The sequence below is a fragment of the Achromobacter deleyi genome (assembly GCF_902859705.1).
GTDB classification, from domain to species: domain Bacteria; phylum Pseudomonadota; class Gammaproteobacteria; order Burkholderiales; family Burkholderiaceae_B; genus Achromobacter; species Achromobacter deleyi.
Genome location: NZ_CADIJO010000026.1, coordinates 35,488 through 55,963 on the forward strand (window position 1 = coordinate 35,488; position 20,476 = coordinate 55,963).

A 20,476-nucleotide genomic window follows, 5' to 3' on the forward strand; every position below is an offset into this window, starting at 1 on the left:
CGGTAAAGTTGGTCAGGTCCTTGCTAAAAAGCTTTATGATTTCGCCTTTTGGTACTCCTGTAACTTACGGCGGATAGCTGGGGGGCTGGTAATGAAACTAAGGGCGGGAATGCGCTGGGCGCTAGGGACGATGCTGGTCATGGCAGCCACGTCGGCCGCGGTGGCGCAGAACAAGGTCGTCAACGTCTACAACTGGGCCGAGTACACGGCCCCGGACACGATTCCGGGTTTCGAGAAAGAAACCGGCATCAAGGTCCGCTACGACGTCTACGACAGCAACGACACCCTGCAGGCCAAATTGCTGGCCGGCAAATCGGGTTACGACGTCGTTGTCCCGTCCACGCACTATGCCTCGCGCCAGATCGAGGCCGGCCTGTTCCAGAAACTGGACAAGTCCAAGCTGCCTAACCTGAAGTACCTGGATCCCGACGTGATGGCGCTGGTCGCCACGGTCGACCCCGGCAATGAATACGCCGTGCCCTGGGGCTACGGCACCAACGGCCTGGGCTACAACGTCACCAAGGTCAAGCAGATCATGGGCGACAACGTCGACCTGGCCAACTGGGACATGATCTTCAAGCCCGAGAATGCCGCCAAGCTGAAAGAGTGCGGCATCTCGATGCTGGACGAAGCCGCGCAGGTGTTCCCGGCCGTGCTCAAGTACCTGGGCAAAGACCCCAACACCACCAACGCCGACGACTACAAGGCCGCGCTGGACGTGTTGAAACAGATCCGTCCGTACATCCGCCAGTTCAGTTCGTCCGGCTACATCGACGAACTCGCCGTGGGCGACTTGTGTATGGTCTATGGCTTCTCGGGCGACGTCATGATCGCGCGCAAGCGGGCCCAGGAAGCCAAGAAGTCCTACGAAGTGAACTACTTCATTCCCAAGGGCGGCGCCCCGGCCTGGTTCGACCTGATGGTCATCCCCAAGGACGCCCCGCATCCGGAAGAGGCCCTGGCGTTCATCAACTACATCGAAACGCCGCAGGTGCACGCCGCCATCACCAACACCATGTTCTACCCGAACGCCAACAAAGAGGCGCGCAAGTACGTGGTCAAGGACGTGGCGGACAACCCCATGATCTACCCGTCGCCCGAGGTCTCCAAGACCTTGTACGTCATCAAGGCCCAGCCCTTGAACATCCAGCGCCTGCAAACCCGCATGTGGGCCGAGCTGAAGTCTGGACGATAGCCATCATGACCGATAGCCGTTACCCGGCGCCGCATTCGGCTGACCCGGACGAATTCGTCCGGGTGGCCGATGTAGTAAAGATCTTTGGCGATGTGGTCGCCGTTCGTTCCGTCAATCTTTCGGTCAAGCGCAACGAGATTTTCGCGTTGCTGGGCAGCTCCGGCAGCGGCAAGTCGACCTTGCTGCGGATGCTGGCCGGCTTCGAGGAAGCCACCTCCGGCCAGATCCTGCTCGACGGCGAAGACATCACCAGCGTGCCGCCTTACCGCCGGCCCGTGAACATGATGTTCCAGTCGTACGCGCTGTTCCCGCACATGACGGTCGAGGCCAACGTGGCCTTCGGCCTGAAGCAGGAAGGCGTGGACCGCGCCGAAATCCACGACCGCGTGTTCGAGGCGCTGGACCTGGTCCAGATGGCGGGCTATTCGCGCCGCAAGCCCAACCAGCTGTCCGGCGGCCAGCAGCAGCGCGTGGCGCTGGCGCGCAGCCTGGTCAAGCGGCCCAAGCTGTTGCTGCTTGACGAGCCCATGTCGGCGCTGGACAAGCAGATCCGCCAGAAGACCCAGATCGAACTGGTCAAGATCCTGGAACAGGTCGGCGTGACCTGCATCATGGTCACGCACGACCAGGAAGAAGCCATGACCATGGCCCACCGCCTGGCCGTCATGACCGAAGGCCAGATCGTCCAATGCGGCACGCCGCAAGACGTCTACGCCTTCCCGAACTCGCGCTTCGTGGCCAGCTTCATCGGCTCGACCAACATGTTCACCGGCACCATCGTGGTCGACGAACCCGACCACGTCGCCATCGAAAGCCCCGAACTGAGCCGGCCGCTGTACGTCAGCCACGGCGTCAGCGAACCGCTGGGCATGGACGTGCACGTTTCCATCCGCCCCGAGCGCATGGTGGTGTCGCGCGGTCAGCCCGACGGCGACTACAACTGGGCCCACGGCATGGTCAGCCACATGGCCTGGATGGGCAGCTACGCGCTCTACCAGATCCGCCTGGATTCCGGCGCCATGGTCGAGGCCAGCGTGCCCAGCCTGCTGCTGGCGCAAATGGACGCCCCGGGCATCGACGAAGAAATCTTCGTCAGCTGGGACGCCGACAGCGCGACGGTGCTGGCGTCATGATCCGTTTTTCGCCCCGCGACTGGCTGCCCTCGGGCCGGACGCTGGCGGTGGTGCCGCCGTTCGCCTGGCTGGTGCTGTTCCTGCTGGTGCCCTTCCTGCTGGTGTTCAAGATCAGCTTCGCCGAACTCAAGTTCGGCATTCCGCCGTACACGTCGCTGGCGGAATTCAAGGACGAAGCGGTGCAGTTCAGCCTGCACCTGCGCGGCTACATCCTGCTGTTCACCGACAGCCTGTATTTCGCCACCTACCTCAGCTCGGTCAAGATCGCCGCCATCACCACGCTGGCCTGCGTGCTGATCGGCTATCCCATCGCGTACTACATCGCGCGTTCGTCGCCCGGCGTGCGCAACCTGCTGCTGCTGGGCGTGATCCTGCCGTTCTGGACCTCGCTGCTGCTGCGGGTGTATGCCTGGGTCGGCATTCTGCGCAACGACGGTCTCTTGAACAATTTCCTGCAATGGCTGGGCATCATTTCCAGCCCGCTCGAAATCTATCGAACCGACCTGGCGGTGTACATCGGCATGGTCTATGCGTATCTGCCGTTCTTCATCCTGCCTTTGTACGCCACGCTGGTGAAGATGGACTTGCGCCTGCTGGAAGCCGCCTACGACCTGGGCGCCAAGCCCTGGCAGGCGTTCTGGCAGATCACCGTGCCGCTGTCGCGCCAGGGCGTCATTGCCGGCGCCATGCTGGTGTTCATTCCGGCGGTCGGCGAATACGTCATTCCTGAAATGCTGGGGGGCGCCAATACGCTGATGATGGGCCGGGTCATGTGGAACGAGTTCTTCAACAACACCGACTGGCCGATGGCCTCGGCGGTGACCTGCGTGATGGTGCTGTTGCTGCTGGTGCCCCTGGCGCTGTTCCAGTACAACCAGGTCAAGCAGCAGGAACTGGCGACCGGAGGCCGCAAATGAACGGTCCCAACAAGACTTTGCGCGCCGTCGTGCTGGGGCTGGGCTACTTCTTCCTGTACGTGCCCATCATCAGCCTGATGGTGTTCTCGTTCAACGAGTCGCCCGCCGTCACGTCCTGGACCGGTTTCTCGTTCCGCTGGTATCACTCGCTGTTCAACGACGATGCGCTGCTGCGCGCGGCCTGGCTGTCGTTCCGCATCGCCGCCATGACCGCCACGGCTGCCGTCATCATCGGCACCTGGGCGGGCTACGTGCTGGGGCGCATGGGCAGGTTCCGCGGCTTCGCGCTGTACGTGGGCATGCTCAGCGCGCCGCTGGTCATCCCCGAAGTGGTGCTGGGCATCTCGCTGCTCTTGATGTTCGTGGAACTGCGCGGCCATCTGGGCTGGCCCGCCGAAAACGGCATCTTCACGATCTGGGTGGGCCACGTGACCCTGTGCATGGCCTTCGTGGCGGTGGTCATCCAGACCCGCATCCGCGACCTGGACCGCTCGCTGGAAGAAGCCGCGCTGGACCTGGGCGCCACGCCCATCACCGTGTTCTTCAAGATCACGCTGCCGCTGATCGCACCGGCGCTGGCCTCGGCCTGGCTGCTGTCGTTCACCCTGTCGCTGGACGACGTCGTGCTGGCGTCGTTCCTGTCCGGCCCCAGTTCCAGCACGCTGCCGATGGAAGTGTTCTCGCGCGTGCGGCTGGGCCTGAAACCCGAGATCAATGCGTTGGCCACCCTGTTCATCCTGGCGGTGGGCACCTGCGTGATCCTGGCCAACCGCATGCAATGGCGCAAGGAGTCCGAACCCAAATGAAGCAAACCACCCTGTATGGCCTGACCAAGTGCAGCACCTGCGTCAAGGCGCGCGATTGGCTGACCGAGCACGGCGTCGACCACCAGTTCATCGACTACCGCGACCATCCTGTGCCTGCCGCGACCCTGAAGGCCTGGTCCGGCAAGGTCGGCGGCTGGGAAAAACTGGTCAACCGGGCCTCGATGACCTGGCGCAACCTGCCCGATGACCGCAAGACCCCCGCCACCGATGCGCAATGGACCCAGCTGATCGCCGAGTTCCCCGCACTGGTGCGCCGGCCAGTCACCGTCACGCCCGATGGCGAGGTCGGCGTCGGCTTCAGCGAAAAGCGCTACGGCGAACGTTTCGCCTGACGCCGTGGCCCCCTCGGCCAACCAGGCATCGCGCCGCGCGGGCAACGCGCTGCCCGATGCCTTTTTCAATCGCGACGCCCGCACGCTTGCGCGCGACCTGCTGGGCAAGGTGGTGCGCCACCGGGTCGACGGCCTGTGGCTGTCGGCCCGCATCATCGAAACCGAAGCCTACTATCTGGAAGAAAAGGGCAGCCACGCGTCGCTGGGCTACACGCACAAGCGCCGCGCCCTGTTCATGGACGGGGGCGTGGTCTACATGTATTACGCGCGCGGCGGCGATTCGCTCAATTTCAGCGCCGCCGGGCCCGGCAACGCCGTGCTGATCAAGTCCGCCTACCCTTGGTCCGACGCGCTGTCCGGCCCCGAGGCGTTGGCCCGCATGCAGCAACTGAACCCCGACGCCCAGGGGCAACCGCGGCCGCCGGCCAGGCTGTGTTCGGGCCAGACGCTGCTGTGCCGGGCGTTGGGCCTGAAGGTGCCGGACTGGGACGCGCGCCGTTTCGATCCGCAAGCGCTGTATGTCGAAGACGTGGGCCAGGCGCCCGCGGCGCTCATCAGCACCACCCGGCTGGGCATACCGCCGGGGCGCGACGAACACCTGGAATACCGCTACGTCGATCCGGCCTACGCGGCCTTCTGCACCCGCAACCCGCTACGGCGGGGGCAGGTGGCGGGGCGTGATTACCAATGGGTGGATCGCGACGGGACGCTGCTGCCGCACGCGCCCTGAACCGGGCGCTTCGCGGCGCGGGGGGCGTTTCGATACGGGTCGTCAGACCTGCGCTTGCGAGCCGTCCTGGGCGGCCGCCCGGAGGGCGGCTTCGCGGGCCCGCCGCGCCATGGCGGCGCGCATGTCGGCATATTTGCGCTGGATGCGCTTGCGGTTCAGCCGTTTGCTCCAGGCATACACCGGCACCAGCGGCAGCACGCCGAAGCCGTCGATCAGGAACAGCCCGGCCTTGCCGTCCGCATTCTGGCCACAGGCGATATTGCTGGCCGACAGGTCATGCAGCACGACGTGTGCATCGGCCAGATCTTCGACGAACTCATCCAGTTGCGCGGACAGGTCCGCGTCCATCTTGCCCTGGCGCGCCAGGTCGGCCACTGTGGGGGCGATATTGCCCTGGCCATCGGTGATCTTTTCGACCAGCAGGCCCAGGCCCAGCGTGGTCTGGGCCACGCCGACGATGCGCGCCATCGGCACCTGCCACACGCCGGACGGACGCGTGGTGGTGGTGACGTATTCGGTGAATTCGTTCAGGTAGACGCGGTAGGCGCTTTCGCGCTGGTACTGCTTGTACCAGCGCTTGAAGGGGCGCGCTTCCAGGTAGACGGCGCGCGCCTGCATGTCCATCACCTTGACCAGCAGCGAAGGCGCATGGGGGTGCTGGAAGATATGGCGGTCACCGCCGATGGCGACGGGTGTCTCGTCATTGAGATTCAAGGGTCCGAAGACGGAGCCGAAGTCGACGGTGGCCGGACAGGATGTGGGGAGATCAGCGGTATTCAACTCTTTTTAAGGTTTTTATCTGTGTTGTTAACAGTTTAATGCCGTTGCTTGCCATTGGTCTTGCGTTGGATCGGCCAAGTCGTTTCGGATGGCTACAGGGGGCAGGGATGCGGCCCTATAATTTCAGGCAGCCGCCGTGGGTGCGGCGTGGGGAATGACCTTGTCCAATGATGTTTTGCTGTGGATTGCCGCCGGTGGCGCGGTGCTGGCCTGCCTGGCCGCCCTGATGGCGTGGCTGTCGCGTCCCAGCCACGATGGCCGCCTGGATGCGCTGCTGGACGGGTTGGAGCGCACAGAACGGGCCTTGCGCGCCGATATCGCCGAGGGCCAGCGCGGCTTGCGCACCGAATTCGCGGAATCCACCCGTGCGCTGCGCCAGGAATTGGCCCAGTCCCACGGCGACCTGCGCGCCGCGCTGAACCGCGACGCCCAGGCGGCCCGCGCCGAATCCGCCGACTCGCTGGGCCGTTTCGCCACGGGTTTCGGCGAGCAATTGCAGGGACTGATCCAGATCAACGAGCGCCGCCTGATGGAAGTGCGCACGACGGTGGACCAGCGCCTGCAGGCGTTGCAGGCAGACAACAGCACCAAGCTCGATGAAATGCGCCGCACGGTGGACGAAAAGCTCCATGCCACGCTGGAGCAACGCCTGGGCGAATCGTTCAAGCAGGTCTCGGACCGCCTGGAAGCCGTGCACAAGGGCCTGGGCGAAATGCAGGCGCTGGCTGCCGGCGTGGGCGACCTGAAACGGGTGCTGACCAACGTCAAGTCGCGTGGCACCTGGGGCGAAGTGCAACTGGCACGGCTGATCGAAGACAACATGACGCCCGAGCAGTACGCCAGCAACATCAAGCCGGTGCCGGGCAGCGACGCGGTGGTGGAATTCGCCATCCGCCTGCCGGGCCGCGGCGACGGCGGCGCGCCGGTCTGGCTGCCCATCGACGCCAAGTTTCCCAAGGAAGAGTACGAACGCCTGATGGATGCGCAGGACGCCGCCGACGTCGAGGGCGTCAAGGCGGCGGGCGCCGCGCTGGGCAAGGCTGTCGAGGTGCAGGCGCGCCTGATCGCGTCCAAGTACGTGGCGCCGCCGCACACCACCGATTTCGCCATCATGTTCCTGCCCACCGAAAGCCTGTATGCCGAAGTGCTGCGGCGTCCCGGGCTGCTGGACCGCCTGCACGATCTGCGCATCAACGTGGCCGGGCCCAGCAACCTGGCGGCGCTTTTGAACAGCCTGCAGATGGGCTTTCGCACGCTGGCCATCGAGCAGCGTTCGTCCGAGGTCTGGCAGGTGCTGCGCGCGGTCAAGACGGAATTCGGCAAGTTCGGCGACGCGCTGGCCGGCGTCAAGAAGACGCTGGACACCGCCAGCAGCAAGATCGGCCAGACCGAGGTGCGCACCCGCGCCATGCTGCGCAACCTGAAAAGCGTCGAGGCGCTGCCGGAAGCGGATGCGCAGCGCCTGCTGGGCGGCGAGGGGCTGGATGCGGCGGATGCCGAACCCGGCAGCGATGCCGAGGGCGAAGTCGGCGCCACGTCGCCGCCTGCGAACTGATCCCGGCGCCTGATCCGACCCCGTCCACGCTTGTGACCGGGGCGGTCTGTCGATATCCTCATCATTGCGGCAATTCGCCGTCGATATCTGGAGCATCGTAAGCATGGGCACCGCTGACCGACTTGATTCCTCTTCCTTCGACGCGATGGCGCTGGGCGCCGATATCGCCCAGGGAGCCACGACCGCGCTTGCCGCGATGCAGCAAGCCGTGGAAAGGGTGGCGGCGCGCAACCCCGTGATCAATGCGGCCTGCGGCGTGCAGGCCGAACTGGGGCTGGACCTGGCCCGAGCGCTGGACCAGGAACTGGCCGCCCTGACGTCTGCCCAACGGCTGGCATTGCTGCGTGAACGCCCCTTCCTGGGCGTACCCACCTTGCTCAAGGATCTGGGCACCGCTGCCCTGGGCCTGCCCAGCATGATGGGGTCGGTGCTGTATGGCCAGGTCGAATGGTCGGTCGATGCCGACATCGTCAAGCGCTACCGCCGCGCCGGCCTCATTCCGTTCGGCCGCACCACCAGCGCGGAACTCGGCCTGAGCCCCACCACCGAATCGCCCGTCTACGGCGCGCCTACGCAGAACCCCTGGAAGACCGGACATAGCGCCGGCGGTTCCAGCGGCGGCGCGGGGGCGGCGCTGGCCAGCGGCATGGTGCGCATCGCGCACGGTAGCGATGGCGGCGGCTCCATCCGCATTCCGGCCTCGTGTTGCGGCGTGCTGGGCCTGAAGCCCTCGCGCGGCATGATGCCGCTGGGCCCGCTCAAGGGCGAAGGCTGGGGCGGCCTGGCCACCGAGCACATGATGACGCTGTCGGTGCGCGATTGCGCCGCCTCGCTCGACATCAGTGCCGGCGCCGACGTGGGCGCGCCGTATGCGTCGCCCGCCAAGCCGCAGGACAGCTATCTGGACATCGTCTCGCGCGTGGGCGCCGACCCGGCCAGCGCGCCGCGCCGCCGCATCGCCTATATCAGTACCACCTATGAAGGCGCGGCGATCGACCCGGAAGTCGCGGCCGCCGTCGAAGAGGCCGCGCGGTTCTTCGCCGGCCTGGGCCACGAACTCGTCACGGCTGCGCCGCCCGTGGGGTCCGAGGAAGTGCTGTCGCCCATGCTGCCGCTGATCGCCAGCGCCGCGGCCAATGCCATCGACAGCTTCGTCGGCGCCCGCAACCGCCGCCTGGCCGCCGACGAATTGCAGCCCACCACGCTGGGCGCACGCGAGTATGCGCGCGCCATCTCCGGCGCGCAGTACGTGGCTTGCGTGGATGCCTGCCACGAGATCACGCGGCGCATCGGCCGCTTCCTGCATCGCGACGGCGCGCAGGGCCACGACCTGTTCCTGTCGCCGGTGCTGGCGCAATTGCCCGCGCCCATCGGCCGCTACGCCATGGACAATGCCGACTACCTGGCCTACCGTCTGGGCAAGAAGGGCGTGATCGGCTATTCCCCCTTCGCGCCGCTGGCCAACCTGACGGGAATGCCGGCGATTTCCATTCCATTCGGCCTGTCGGCCGACGGCCTGCCCATCGGCATCCAGGTCATGGGGCCGTTGGGCAGCGAGGCCTGGCTGCTGGAACTGGCCGCCCAGGTCGAAGCCCTGCGGCCGTGGCAGCGGGTGGCGCCCATCGCCAGATAGGCTGGGGGCGCCGGGCAGGGCAACGCCGCGCGCCCATCGCGCGCGGCGCATCAACGCATCGCCGGGAGCCAGCATGACTTCGTTCGCGACCCACACTGTGCTGAACCAGGTTCCGCCCCTGGAAGACTATTCGTTGTACGAGACCGATCCGGCGCTGCGTGACGCCGCGCAGCGCGAGGGTGCGGGCGCCTGGGCCGGCGACCTGGCCGCGCATGGCGCCTGGTTGGGCCGCGCCCAGACGCTGGCCGCAGGCGCCGAGGCCAACCGCTGTCCGCCGCGGCTCCAGGCCTACGACCGCAGCGGCCATCGCATCGACCATGTGCAATTCCATCCGGCCTGGCAACTGCTGATGAGCGGCATCGCCGCGCGCGGCCTGCACAGCCGGGCCTGGGCGCAACCGGTGCCGGGCGCGCAGGTGGCGCGCGCGGCGGCGTACCTGATGCAGGGCCAGGTCGAGGCTGGCACGCTGTGTCCCACCACCATGACCTTTGCCGCCGTGCCGCTGTTGCAGCGCGAACCGGCGGGCGTGGTCGATTACGGCGGCGACTGGCTGCCAGTGCTGTTCTCGCGCGAATTCGATGGCGCCGACGCGCCGCTGGCCGGCAAGCGGGGCGCCCTGATCGGCATGGGGCTGACCGAGAAGCAAGGCGGCTCGGATCTGCGCGCCGTCACCACCCGGGCCGAACCGCTCGGTCCGGCTGGCCGCGGCTGCGCGTACCGCATCGTCGGGCACAAGTGGTTCTTTTCGGTGCCGCAGGCCGACGCGCACCTCGTGCTGGCGCAGACGGACGCCGGACTCAGCTGCTTTTTCGTGCCGCGCTGGATTCCGGGCGGGCCGCGCAACGCCATCCGCATCCGGCGCCTGAAGGACAAGCTGGGCAACCACAGCAACGCCAGCGCCGAGGTCGAGTTCGAAGACGCCTGGGGCGCCATGGTGGGCGAACCCGGGCGCGGCCTGGCGGTGCTGCTGGAAATGGCTGCGACCACACGGCTCGATTGCGTGCTGGGCAGCGCCGCGCTGCTGCGTCAGGCCGTGGTGCAGTCGCTGCACCATGCGGGCCACCGACAGGCCTTCGGCAAGCCGCTGCTGGCGCAGCCGCTGATGCGCAACGTGCTGGCCGACCTGGCGCTGGAAGCCGAGGCCGCGCAGGCGCTGGCGCTGCGGCTGGCGCGGGCGGTGGACGAGCGCGGCGACGCTGCAGCGCGCGCATTGGCGCGCGTGGGCACGCCGGCCGCGAAGCTGTGGGTGTGCAAGCGGGCCATCGCGGCGGTGGCCGAATGCATGGAGGCCTGGGGCGGCAACGGCTATGTGGAAGAAGGGCCGATGCCGCGCCTGTATCGCGAAACCCCGGTCAATTCCATCTGGGAAGGCTCGGGCAACGTGATGGCGCTGGACGTGCTGCGGGCGCTGCAGCGCGAACCCGAGGCGTTGCCGGCGCTGGAAGCCGAATTCGCGCCCGCTAGCGGCCAGTACCGCGAGTTCGATGCCGCGCTGGCGGCCTGGCGCGCGCTGCTGGCGGACCCGGCCCAGGCCGAGTTCCAGGCCCGCCGCATCGCCAGCGGCCTGGCGCGGCTGTGGCAGGCTGCGCTGTTGATCCAACACGCGCCCCAGGCCGTGGCGCAGGGCTTCGTCGTCAACCGCCTGGGCGCCATGGGTGGCGTCTTCGGCGAGCTGGCGGGGGGCGCCGACGTGGCGGCGATCCTGGCGCGGGCGTGGCCGGCCGCGGCCGCATGCTAAATTTCCCCGCTCTACTCACCTGAATCGCATTTTTTCCCGCCATGCTCACCCAGCAAGAACTCAAGCAGCAAGCCGCCGACGCGGCCCTGGAACTCGTTGAACAGGTCGCCGGCCCCGATGTCATCATCGGCGTGGGCACCGGCTCCACGGCCGATCTTTTCATTGACGGCCTGGCGCGTTTCAAGGGCCGTATCGGTGGCACGGTCGCCAGTTCCGAACGCAGCGCGGCGCGCCTGGCGGGCCACGGCCTGAAGGTGCTGGACCTGAACGACGTGACCTCCATGCCCCTGTACGTGGACGGCGCCGACGAAATCGACGCCAACCTGCACATGATCAAGGGCGGCGGCGGCGCGCAGACGCGCGAAAAGATCGTGGCCTCGGTGGCCGAGCGCTTCGTCTGCATCGTCGACGAATCCAAGCTGGTGCAGGTGCTGGGCAAGTTCCCGCTGCCGATCGAAGTCATTCCGATGGCGCGCGAATCCGTGGCCCGCGCCATGGTCGCGCTGGGCGGCCAGCCGCGCCTGCGCGAGGGTTTCGTCACCGATAACGGCAACATCATCCTGGACGTCGCCGGCCTGTCGATCACCGACGCGCCGGGCCTGGAAGCCCGCATCAACAACCTGGCGGGCGTCGTGACCGTCGGCCTGTTCGCCATCGCCGGCGCCGACGTGGCGCTGCTGGCCACGCAAAGCGGCATCCGCCGCCTGGACCGCCGCGCCTGAGCGCGCGGCCGGTGCGCTCCGCCCGCGCTTGCCGGGGGCGGAGCCGCGATTCATAATCCTGTCACACTTGGGTCATAACCTTGCCGGTTGTGCAGGCCCATCTCGAGAAACTCTTTCATATCGGGGCAATGCAATGAGATCAACCACGCAGGGAGCCCGGATGACGGAGCATACAAACAAGCAGTTCGACGCTGATCTGGAAAGCGTCCGTTCGCAGTTCTTGCAAATGGGCGGCGTGGTCGAAGCCATGATCCAGGAGGCCATCGACGCGCTGGCCAGCGGCGATCTGACGCTGGTTGAAAAAGTGCGCGAGCGCGAAAAGGAAGTCAATCGCCACGAAGTGGAGATCGACGAAAGCATCAGCCGCATCCTGGCCCGCCACCAGCCCACCGCCATCGACCTGCGCATGCTGATGGCCGTGTCCAAGATGCTGACCGACATGGAACGCTCGGGCGACGAGGCCGAGAAAGTGGCCACCGTGGCCCGCCGCATCCACGAAGCCGACATGCCGCACATTCCGGTGATCGAACTGCGCCACATGGCCTCCAACGTGCGCACCATGCTGCACCAGGCCCTGGACGCTTTCGCCCGCCTCGACCCGATCCTGGCCGCCGCCGTCGTGCGCAGCGACAAGGAAGTCGACAAGGAATGGAAGGGCGCGTTGCGCCACCTGATCACCTACATGATCGAAGACCCGCGCACCATTTCGCGCGCCATCGACATGATCTTCATTGCCCGCGCCCTGGAACGCATTGGCGACCACGCCAAGAACATGTCCGAACGCGTGATCTACATGGTCAAGGGCGCCGACGTGCGCCATACCGGCGTGAAGAACACCGAGCGCCTGGCGCGCGGCGAAGAAGACACGCCGGCCGAATCGCAGGATTCCTGATCTGCGCCAACGCCCTGCCGCAGGCCGGCAAGGCAAGAAAAAACCCCAAGCGCGCTGGCGTCTTGGGGTTTTTTATTTGGGGGGCGTAGGCGTTACAGGCTGGCAGCGGCCGCCGAGGGCAGTGCGGCGCCCTGGCACAGCCGCGGGTCGGGCACGCCGGACTTGCCGGGGTTGATCCGTCCCGCCAGGCGGCGGCCGAAGGCGGGCAGGGCCTGCGCGGTCACTTCCAGGTCGTACCAGCCTTCGCAGCCGGCGTATTTCAGTTCCAGTGCGCCGCCGGCCTGTACGTGCGCCATGGCGCGCCAACCGTCACCCATGCGCGACTCGATCAGCACGGGCTGGTGGTGTTCGCCGTGGTTGATCAGGCGCAGGCGTACGCCCGAGGTCACCGGCACCAATTGCGTTTCCAGCAGGCCGGCGTCGCGCGCGTCGCCGCGGAACTGGCGATGAAAGCCATCCGGGCCCAGCAGCCAAAGATCGTAGGCCCCATGGGCGTCCAGACGCCAGCCGTCGTCCAGCCGCGCGCCTGCGCCGATGGTGTAGCGGCGCGGGGCGCGGTCCAGCGCCAGGCGGTCGTACACGTGCAGCACGGCGCCCGCGGTGCCGGGGTTGCGGAAGGTCAGGCGGTAGTGCTCGCCGTCGGCCGTCATGCGGCCCACGGCCTCCAGCGCGTAGGGCAGGGCGCAGGCGTGGCGGATGCTGTCGGCGTGCAGCGAACCGCGGTCGCCCACGAAGTCGAAGGCCGACGTCAGGTCGCCGGCCACGGCGCGGCGCCAGGCGCTGATGTTGGGTTCGGGCACGCCAAAGCGGGCCTCCAGGAAGCGGATCACCGAGGTGTGGTCGAACACCTGCGAATTGACCCAGCCGCCCCGGCTCCAGGGCGACACCACCAGCATCGGCACGCGCGGGCCCATGCCGAAGCCGCGGCCGTGCAGGGCGGGAGGATCGTCGGGGGTGCCGGCGCTGGGGCCGTGGCGGGCGTCGTGGTATTCGCCGTCCAGTTCCACCGTTGACAGGCCGCCCGAGTGGCTGCCCGCCTGGCCGCCCTGGGGGCGGGCCGGGGGCGCGGGCGGCGGCATGTGGTCGAAGAAACAGTCGTTTTCGTCGTAGGTGACCAGGAACACGCAGCCGCTCCAGACGGCGGGGTTGCGCGTCAGGATATCCAGCACCCGTTCGGTATAGGCGCCCCCCTGGCGCGGCGACGAGACTTCCGGATGCTCGGAATCGGTGGTGGGGGCGATGATCCACGACACCTGCGGCAGCGTCCCCTGGTCCACGTCGCGCGCCAGGTCATCCAGGGTATGGGTCGACAGGGCGCGGTCGCGCAGCGGGGCGTCGGCGGCCGTGCTGGCATGCTGGCGGCGGTATTGCCGAAAGCCCGCCAGCGGGTTGTCGTGGAAGTTGTCCGCCATGTCCTGGTAGATGCGCCAGTCGATGCCGGCGGCCTGGAGGCGTTCGGGGTAGGTGGTCCAGCCGTAGCCCTGGTCGGCCGGCCCCAGGCGGTCGAACGTATTGACCAGCGCGGGGCCGCCCGCGCGTCCCAGCGGATCGTTGGTGCCGGTCCACAGGAACAGCCGGTTCGGGTTGGTACCGGCGTGGATGGCGCAGTGATACGCATCGCACACGGTGAAGGCATTGGCCAGCGCGGTCTGGAACGGCACTTCGTGGGGCCGGTAGGCGCCCAGGCCCAGGCGGCTCTTGGCGGCCAGCCACTGGTCCATGCGGCCGTCGTTCCAGGCGCGCTGGGCGTCGTCCCAGGTATGCGGGGTGATGTAGCCTACCGGCGTGTGGCTGGCGTAGTCGGCGTGCAGCGCGTAGGGGCGCAGGGTCTGGCGGCCATGGGCCTGGGTCAGGATGTTGCCGGCGGCCGTGGGCACGAGATGCGGGTCGGCCAGCCCGCGCACGCCCGGCAGCGCGCCAAAGTAGTGGTCGAAGGACCGGTTTTCCTGCATCAGGATGACGACGTGCCGCACGTCGTCGAGCGTGCCGCGCTTGCGGTCGGGGGCGATGCCCAACGCGCGCCGGATGGCCGGGGGCAGATCGGGCGTGGCGGCGGAACTCGGTTCTTCGTTCATGACAGCATTAATACGGCCTGCGATATCGGAATCTTAAGGCCAGTGCGGGGGCGGGCGGCCGGGCGGGCCGCAAAAGCGCGAAGCCCCTCGCAGGCGAGGGGCTTCACTGGCGTGCCGCGCGCGGCGGCGCGGCGGGGCTCAGGCCGAGGGCGGAACGTAGCCCTGGGCTTCGACGCTGCCGTCCTCGAACAGGAAACGCTCCATTTGCTGCTGCAGGTACTTGCGAGCGCGGGCGTCGGCCAGGTTCAGGCGGTTTTCGTTGACCAGGCGCGTCTGCACCTGCTTCCACTCTTCCCAAGCTTCCTTGGAAATGCTCTGCCAGATACGGGTGCCGAGTTCGCCGGGGTAGGGCGGAAAATCCAGCCCTTCGGCTTCACGCTTCAATTTCACACAGTTGACGGTACGGGCCATGGTTCGCTGCCGGAAAGAATAGGTAATGGGGCATTTTAGCGGGCTTGGCGCGCGGACGGCGCCAAGCCCCTTCGGGCCCTGCGGGTAGGGCCGGGCGTTACAGCTTCTTGATGAACACCAGGCTGTTGCGCGAACGGTTGTAGTGGTTCTGCTTTTCGCGCGGCAGGTCGGTGATGCCGCCCTGCACGAAGCCGCGTTTCATGAACCAGTGCGAGGTTCGGGTGGTCAGCACGAACAGGCGCTTGGCGCCGGTCGCGCGGGCGCGCGATTCCATGTGGCGCAGCAGGATTTCGCCTTCGCCCGAGCCTTGCCATTCGGGGTGGACGATCAGGCAGGCCATTTCGGCCATCTGCTCGTCGGCGAACGTGTGCAGGGCCGCGCAGCCGTAGATCACGCCGTCGTGCTCGAGCACGGTGAAGTTTTCCACGTCGCGCTCGACCACGCTGCGCGGGCGCGGCACCAGCGTGCCGTCGGCTTCCAGGGGCTCGATCAGGCTGAGGATGGCGCCGACGTCGTCGATGGTGGCCGGGCGCAGGTCGTCCAGGGTGTCTTCGACCACCATGGTGCCCACGCCGTCGTGGGTGAAGATTTCGAGCAGCACGCTGCCGTCCAGCGCGAAGGGCACCAGGTGGGCGCGGGCCACGCCGCGCTTGACCGCCAGCGACGCGTATTGCAGGTAGGCGCCGGTTTCCTCGTCCAGCGAACCGGCGGCCAGCAGGCCGTCGGCGTCCACGCGGGCCAGTTCGGTGTCCACGGTGCCGTCTTCGTTCAGCACGCCTTGGCCGCTGGACAGGAAGATCAGCTTTTCGGCGCGCAGCGCCACGGCCACGCTGGTGGCCAGGTCTTCCATGGCCAGGTTGAAGGCGTCGCCCGTGGGCGAGAAGCCCAGCGGCGACAGCAGCACGACCGACGAGCCTTTTTCGATGGCGAACTTCAGCGCGTCGACGTCGATCTTGCGCACCTGGCCGGTGTGCTTGTAGTCCACGCCTTCGAGCACGCCGGTGGGGCGGGCGGTGACGAAATTGCCCGAAATGACACGGATGTGGGCATGCGACATCGGCGTATTGGGCAGGCCCTGGCTGAAGGCGGCCTCGATATCCAGGCGGATCTCGCCGGCGGCTTCCTTGGCGCATTCCAGCGCGGCGGCGTCGGTGGGCGCCAGGCCGCGGTCAAACTGCTGGGTGAAGCCCTTCAGGCGCAGCTGTTCGTTGACCTGGGGGCGCGAGCCGTGCACCAGCACCAGCCGGATGCCCAGCGAGGACAGCAGCGACAAGTCCTGGACCAGCGCGTTCAGCGCGCCGGCCTGCACCAATTCACCGCCAAACGCCACCACGAAGGTCTTGCCTCGGAACGCATGCACATAGGGCGCCACATCTCGGAACCATCGGACGAACTGGGCAGGGGCGAATTCAGGGGCTTCAAGGGCGGAGACGGTGTCTGGTTCCAGGTCGGGCATGATGGGTGGGGCAATTCCTGAGAGTGGCAACAACGCGGCAAGGCGCCGCGTCAACGCGCCGTCGCAAGGGCGGCGTGCCGAAATTATATGACCGCGGGGCGTTTATATAATAGGCAGCTAACCGGACAAATCGTACATGCCAGAATCTTCCCGCCCGCGGCCGCCTGAAGCGGCCGACGGGTCGACCCGTGCCCCCGGAAAACCGCGGGCCGACGGCGCAGCCCAGGCCGAGCGCCGGGCGCCACGCCCCGAACGGCCCATTCCGGCCGTTTCCTACCCCGAAGACCTGCCCGTCAGCGCGCGGCGCCAGGAGATCGCGCGCGCCATCGCCAACCACCAGGTGGTGATCGTCAGCGGCGAGACCGGTTCGGGCAAGACCACCCAGCTGCCCAAGATCTGCCTGGAACTGGGCCGCGGCCGCCAGAAGATGATCGGCCATACCCAGCCGCGCCGGCTGGCCGCGACGTCGGTGGCCAAGCGCATCGCCGAAGAGCTGAACACGCCGATGGGCGAGGTGGTGGGCTACCAGGTGCGTTTCAACGACCGCACCGGCCCCAACGCGTCCATCAAGCTGATGACGGACGGCATCCTGCTGGCCGAGTCGCAGCGCGACCCGCTTTTGCGCCGCTACGACACCATCATCATCGACGAGGCGCACGAACGCAGCCTGAACATCGACTTCCTGCTGGGCTACCTGAAGCAGCTGCTGCCGCGGCGCCCGGACCTGAAGATCATCATCACGTCGGCCACCATCGACGCCGAGCGCTTTGCCCGCCATTTCGCGGCGTCCGAAGACAAGCCCGCGCCGGTCATCGAGGTCTCGGGCCGGCTGTACCCGGTTGAACTGCGCTACCGCCCGGTGCGGGAAGAACCCGCCGAAGACGAAGCGCCCGCCAAGGCCGGGCGCGACCGCGAACGCATGTCCGGCGACGAAGAGCGCGACCTGATCGACGCCATCGTCGACGCGGTGGACGAATGCGCCCGCCACGGCCCGGGCGACGTGCTGGTGTTCCTGCCCGGCGAACGCGAGATCCGCGAGTCGGCCGAGGCCCTGCGCAAACGCCATCCGGCCGGCACCGAGGTGCTGCCGCTGTACGCGCGCCTGTCGCAGGCCGAACAGGAACAGATCTTCCATCCGCGCGGCAACGCGCGGCGCATCGTGCTGGCCACCAACGTGGCCGAAACCTCGCTGACCGTGCCCGGCATCCGCTTCGTGGTCGACAGCGGCCTGGCCCGCATCAAGCGCTATTCGTGGCGCAACAAGGTCGAGCAGCTGCGCATCGAGCCCATCAGCCGGGCCTCGGCCAACCAGCGCGCCGGCCGCTGCGGCCGCGTGGGTCCGGGCGTGTGCATCCGTCTCTACGACGAAACCGATTTCAACGCCCGCGCCGCCTTCACCGACCCCGAAGTGCTGCGCTCGTCGCTGGCCTCGGTCATCCTGCGGATGAAGTCGCTCAAGCTGGACGACATCGAGCAGTTCCCGTTCGTCGAGGCCCCGCCGGGGCGGGCGGTGGCCGACGGCTACCACTTGCTGCAGGAACTGGGCGCCATCGAACTGGCCACGGCCGACGACGATACCGATGCCACCCGCACCGGCGCCTCGTTCGTGCTGACCCAGACGGGCCACGAACTGGCCAAGCTGCCGGTCGACCCGCGCATCGGCCGCATGATCCTGGCCGCGCGCGAACAGCAATGCCTGGCCGAAATGCTGATCATCGCCTCGGCCCTGTCGGTGCAGGACGCGCGCGACCGCCCCATGCAGGAACGCGAGGCCGCCGAGGCCGCGCACGCCAAGTTCGCCGACGACAAGTCCGAATTCATTTCCTTCCTGAAGCTGTGGCGCTGGTACGGCGAACAGGTCCAGCACAAGGCCTCGCAGCGCAAGCTGGTGGGCCTCTTGCGGCAGAACTTCCTGTCGCCGATCCGGCTGCGCGAATGGCACGACGTCCATACCCAGCTGGCCGCGCTGGTGGGCGAGCAGGGCTGGCGCGTCAACCAGATCGAAGCCACCTACGAACAGCTGCACCTGGCGCTGCTGTCGGGCCTGCTCGGCAATATCGGCTTCAAGAGCGACGAGGGCGGCCATTACCAGGGCGCCCGCGACATCCGCTTCCATATCCACCCCGGCTCGCGCCTGGTCAAGAAGGCCGGGCGCTGGATCGTAGCCGCCGAACTGGTCGAGACCACCCGCCTGTACGCGCGCTGCGTGGCCCGCATCGACCCCGTCTGGCTGGAAAAGGTGGGCGCCCACCTGATCCGCAAGAACTGGTCGGACCCGCGCTGGGAAAAGAAGGCCGGCCAGGTGGTGGCCAACGAACGCGCCACGCTGTATGGGCTGACCATCTACACCGGTCGGCGCATCCAGTACGGCCGCGTGCATCCGCGCGAGGCGCGCGAACTGTTCATCCGCCAGGCGCTGGTGCCGGGCGAGATCGACACGCGCCTGGCCTTCGTGGCCCACAACCGCAAGCTGATCGCCGGCATCGAAAAGCTCGAACACCAGACCCGCCGCCCGGACATCCTGGTCGACGACGAGCTGATCTACGCCTTCTACGACCGTCAACTGCCGGCCGACATCTCGCAGACCGCCACGCTGGAAAAGTGGGTGGGCGGCCTGGACAAGGCCGCCGCGGCCAAGCTGATGCTGACGCGCGACGAGCTGATGCGGCATGAGGCCGCCGGGGTCACCACCGACGTCTTCCCCAAGAAGGTCGAGTGGCAGGGCGTGTCGATGGCGCTGGACTACCACTTCGAACCCGGCTCGCCGCGCGACGGCGTGACGCTGTCGGTGCCGCTGTTCGCCCTGAACCAGATCGACCCGGCGCGCTGCGAATGGCTGGTGCCCGGCATGCTCAAGGAAAAGGCGCACCTGCTGCTCAAGTCTTTGCCGCAGAAGCTGCGGCGCCACTGCGTGCCGCTGCCCGATTACGCTGCCGGTTTCTACGACCGCTGGTTCGAGCGCATGGCCGATCCCCAGATGGGCCTGGTCGACGCCCTGATCGCCGACATGTGGGACCAGGTGCAGGTGCGCCCGGCCGTGGCCGATTTCAAGCTGGAAACCCTGCCGGCCCACCTGTTCATGAACTTCCGGGTGGTCGACGAACACGGCCGCATGTTGTCCGCAGGCCGCAACCTGGCCCAGCTGCGCGCCGAATTCGGCAAGCAGGCCCAGGCCACCTTCCAGCAGCTGGCGGCCAGCGACACCCAGGTGGCCCAGGCGCTGGCGCATGAAAACCTGACCTCCTGGTCGTTCGGTCCGCTGCCGGAGATCCTCGAGATCAAGCGCCGCGGCCAGTCGGTCATCGGCTACCCGGCGCTGGTGGATCGGGGCGCGCATTGCGATCTGGACGTGTTCGACGACCCCGACGAGGCCCGCAAGGCCCACCGGGCCGGCCTGCTCAAGCTGTTCCGGCTGGGCCTGCGCGAGCAGGTCAAGTTCCTGGAAAAGAACCTGGCCGACCTGACCAAGATCAGCATGCTCTACATGACGCTGGGCACGCAGGAAGAGCTGCGCGACCAGATCATCGACTGCGCCCTGGGCCAGGCCTGCCTGGCCGAGCCCTGGCCAGTCAACGAGCAGCAGTTCGAGGCCCGCCGCGCCGAAGGAAAGGGCCGCCTGGGCCTGTTGGCGCAGGAGGTTGCCCGCCTGGCGGGCACGGTGCTGACGGAATACGCGGCCCTGCAGCGCAAGCTGCCGCAGGCCAAGCCGCACGCGTCCGCCTACGCCGACCTGCAGCAGCAGCTGGGGGCACTGATGCCCAAGTGGTTCATCCGCGACACCCCCTACGCCCAGCTGTCCCACTACCCGCGCTACCTGAAGGCGGCGGTGGCGCGCATCGACAAGCTGCGCGCCGACCCGGGGCGGGATGCCAAGCTGGTGGCCGAAATGGCGCCGCTGCTCACCCAGTACCAGCGGGCGCGCTCGGCCCTGAAGGGGGCGCCCGACCCCCGCCTGGACGAATTCCGCTGGCTGCTCGAAGAGCTGCGGGTGGCGCTGTTTGCGCAAGAATTGCGCACGCCCATGCCGGTTTCGGTCAAGCGCCTGATGAAAAGCTGGGAATCCCTGCAACGCTGATGACG

At 67.5% G+C, this 20,476-nt stretch carries 16 protein-coding genes; 12 read left to right on the forward strand and 4 right to left on the reverse strand.

Annotated elements, in window-relative coordinates; translation table 11 throughout:
• Positions 1-91 precede the first annotated feature (91 nt).
• From HV798_RS26305 to HV798_RS26330, 6 genes are read left to right on the forward strand one after another with little or no spacing between them, the layout of a single operon-like run.
• Entirely contained in the window at positions 92-1,195 is a 1,104-nt protein-coding gene (locus HV798_RS26305; RefSeq protein WP_025141146.1) for a polyamine ABC transporter substrate-binding protein, read from the forward strand.
• Positions 1,196-1,200: 5 nt separating this feature from the next.
• Positions 1,201-2,328, forward strand: a complete 1,128-nt coding sequence (locus HV798_RS26310; RefSeq protein WP_025141147.1) for an ABC transporter ATP-binding protein — start codon at positions 1,201-1,203, stop codon at positions 2,326-2,328.
• Positions 2,325-3,245, forward strand: a complete 921-nt coding sequence (locus HV798_RS26315) for an ABC transporter permease subunit (protein WP_025141148.1) — start codon at positions 2,325-2,327, stop codon at positions 3,243-3,245. The genes HV798_RS26310 and HV798_RS26315 overlap by 4 nt, the downstream gene beginning before the upstream one ends.
• A complete protein-coding gene (locus HV798_RS26320; RefSeq protein WP_006384055.1) occupies positions 3,242-4,051 on the forward strand; it encodes an ABC transporter permease subunit in 810 nt (269 codons plus the stop codon). The genes HV798_RS26315 and HV798_RS26320 overlap by 4 nt, the downstream gene beginning before the upstream one ends.
• Entirely contained in the window at positions 4,048-4,404 is a 357-nt protein-coding gene (locus HV798_RS26325; protein WP_175194665.1) for a Spx/MgsR family RNA polymerase-binding regulatory protein, read from the forward strand. The genes HV798_RS26320 and HV798_RS26325 overlap by 4 nt, the downstream gene beginning before the upstream one ends.
• Positions 4,405-4,408: 4 nt before the next feature.
• A complete protein-coding gene (locus HV798_RS26330) occupies positions 4,409-5,134 on the forward strand; it encodes a DNA-3-methyladenine glycosylase (protein ID WP_175194660.1) in 726 nt (241 codons plus the stop codon).
• Between the two features lie 42 nt (positions 5,135-5,176).
• Here the strand turns inward: HV798_RS26330 and HV798_RS26335 are convergent, their stop codons facing one another.
• Positions 5,177-5,914, reverse strand: coding sequence for a YrbL family protein (locus tag HV798_RS26335; RefSeq protein WP_025141151.1), 738 nt, complete (start codon positions 5,912-5,914; stop codon positions 5,177-5,179).
• 154 nt (positions 5,915-6,068) lie between these two features.
• Between HV798_RS26335 and HV798_RS26340 the strand changes: the two genes are divergently transcribed.
• The 5 genes from HV798_RS26340 (at position 6,069) to phoU (ending at position 12,454) form a co-directional block, all read left to right on the forward strand.
• Positions 6,069-7,469, forward strand: coding sequence for a DNA recombination protein RmuC (locus HV798_RS26340; RefSeq protein WP_175194658.1), 1,401 nt, complete (start codon positions 6,069-6,071; stop codon positions 7,467-7,469).
• Positions 7,470-7,572: 103 nt separating this feature from the next.
• Positions 7,573-9,102, forward strand: coding sequence for an amidase (locus tag HV798_RS26345; protein ID WP_175194656.1), 1,530 nt, complete (start codon positions 7,573-7,575; stop codon positions 9,100-9,102).
• 73 nt (positions 9,103-9,175) lie between these two features.
• Positions 9,176-10,840 carry an isovaleryl-CoA dehydrogenase gene (locus tag HV798_RS26350; RefSeq protein ID WP_175194654.1) on the forward strand — a complete coding sequence of 555 codons (1,665 nt, stop codon included), beginning with the start codon at positions 9,176-9,178 and terminating at the stop codon, positions 10,838-10,840.
• Between the two features lie 41 nt (positions 10,841-10,881).
• Complete coding sequence (gene rpiA / locus HV798_RS26355) at positions 10,882-11,562, forward strand: ribose-5-phosphate isomerase RpiA (RefSeq protein ID WP_175194653.1); 681 nt, start codon at positions 10,882-10,884, stop codon at positions 11,560-11,562.
• Between the two features lie 160 nt (positions 11,563-11,722).
• Positions 11,723-12,454: a phosphate signaling complex protein PhoU gene (gene phoU / locus HV798_RS26360; protein ID WP_025141156.1), complete on the forward strand. Its 732-nt coding sequence runs from the start codon at positions 11,723-11,725 to the stop codon at positions 12,452-12,454.
• Positions 12,455-12,546: 92 nt separating this feature from the next.
• On the opposite strand, the gene HV798_RS26365 is transcribed toward phoU, so the two are convergent.
• From HV798_RS26365 to argA, 3 genes are all read right to left on the reverse strand, one after another.
• Positions 12,547-14,529, reverse strand: coding sequence for a phosphocholine-specific phospholipase C (locus tag HV798_RS26365; RefSeq protein ID WP_175194651.1), 1,983 nt, complete (start codon positions 14,527-14,529; stop codon positions 12,547-12,549).
• Between the two features lie 138 nt (positions 14,530-14,667).
• Complete coding sequence (locus HV798_RS26370; RefSeq protein WP_006384045.1) at positions 14,668-14,940, reverse strand: oxidative damage protection protein; 273 nt, start codon at positions 14,938-14,940, stop codon at positions 14,668-14,670.
• A 97-nt stretch (positions 14,941-15,037) separates the two neighbouring features.
• A complete protein-coding gene (argA, locus tag HV798_RS26375; RefSeq protein ID WP_175194648.1) occupies positions 15,038-16,396 on the reverse strand; it encodes an amino-acid N-acetyltransferase in 1,359 nt (452 codons plus the stop codon).
• A gap of 136 nt (positions 16,397-16,532) precedes the next feature.
• Between argA and hrpA the strand changes: the two genes are divergently transcribed.
• Positions 16,533-20,471, forward strand: a complete 3,939-nt coding sequence (gene hrpA / locus HV798_RS26380) for an ATP-dependent RNA helicase HrpA (protein WP_175194646.1) — start codon at positions 16,533-16,535, stop codon at positions 20,469-20,471.
• Positions 20,472-20,476: the final 5 nt, after the last annotated feature.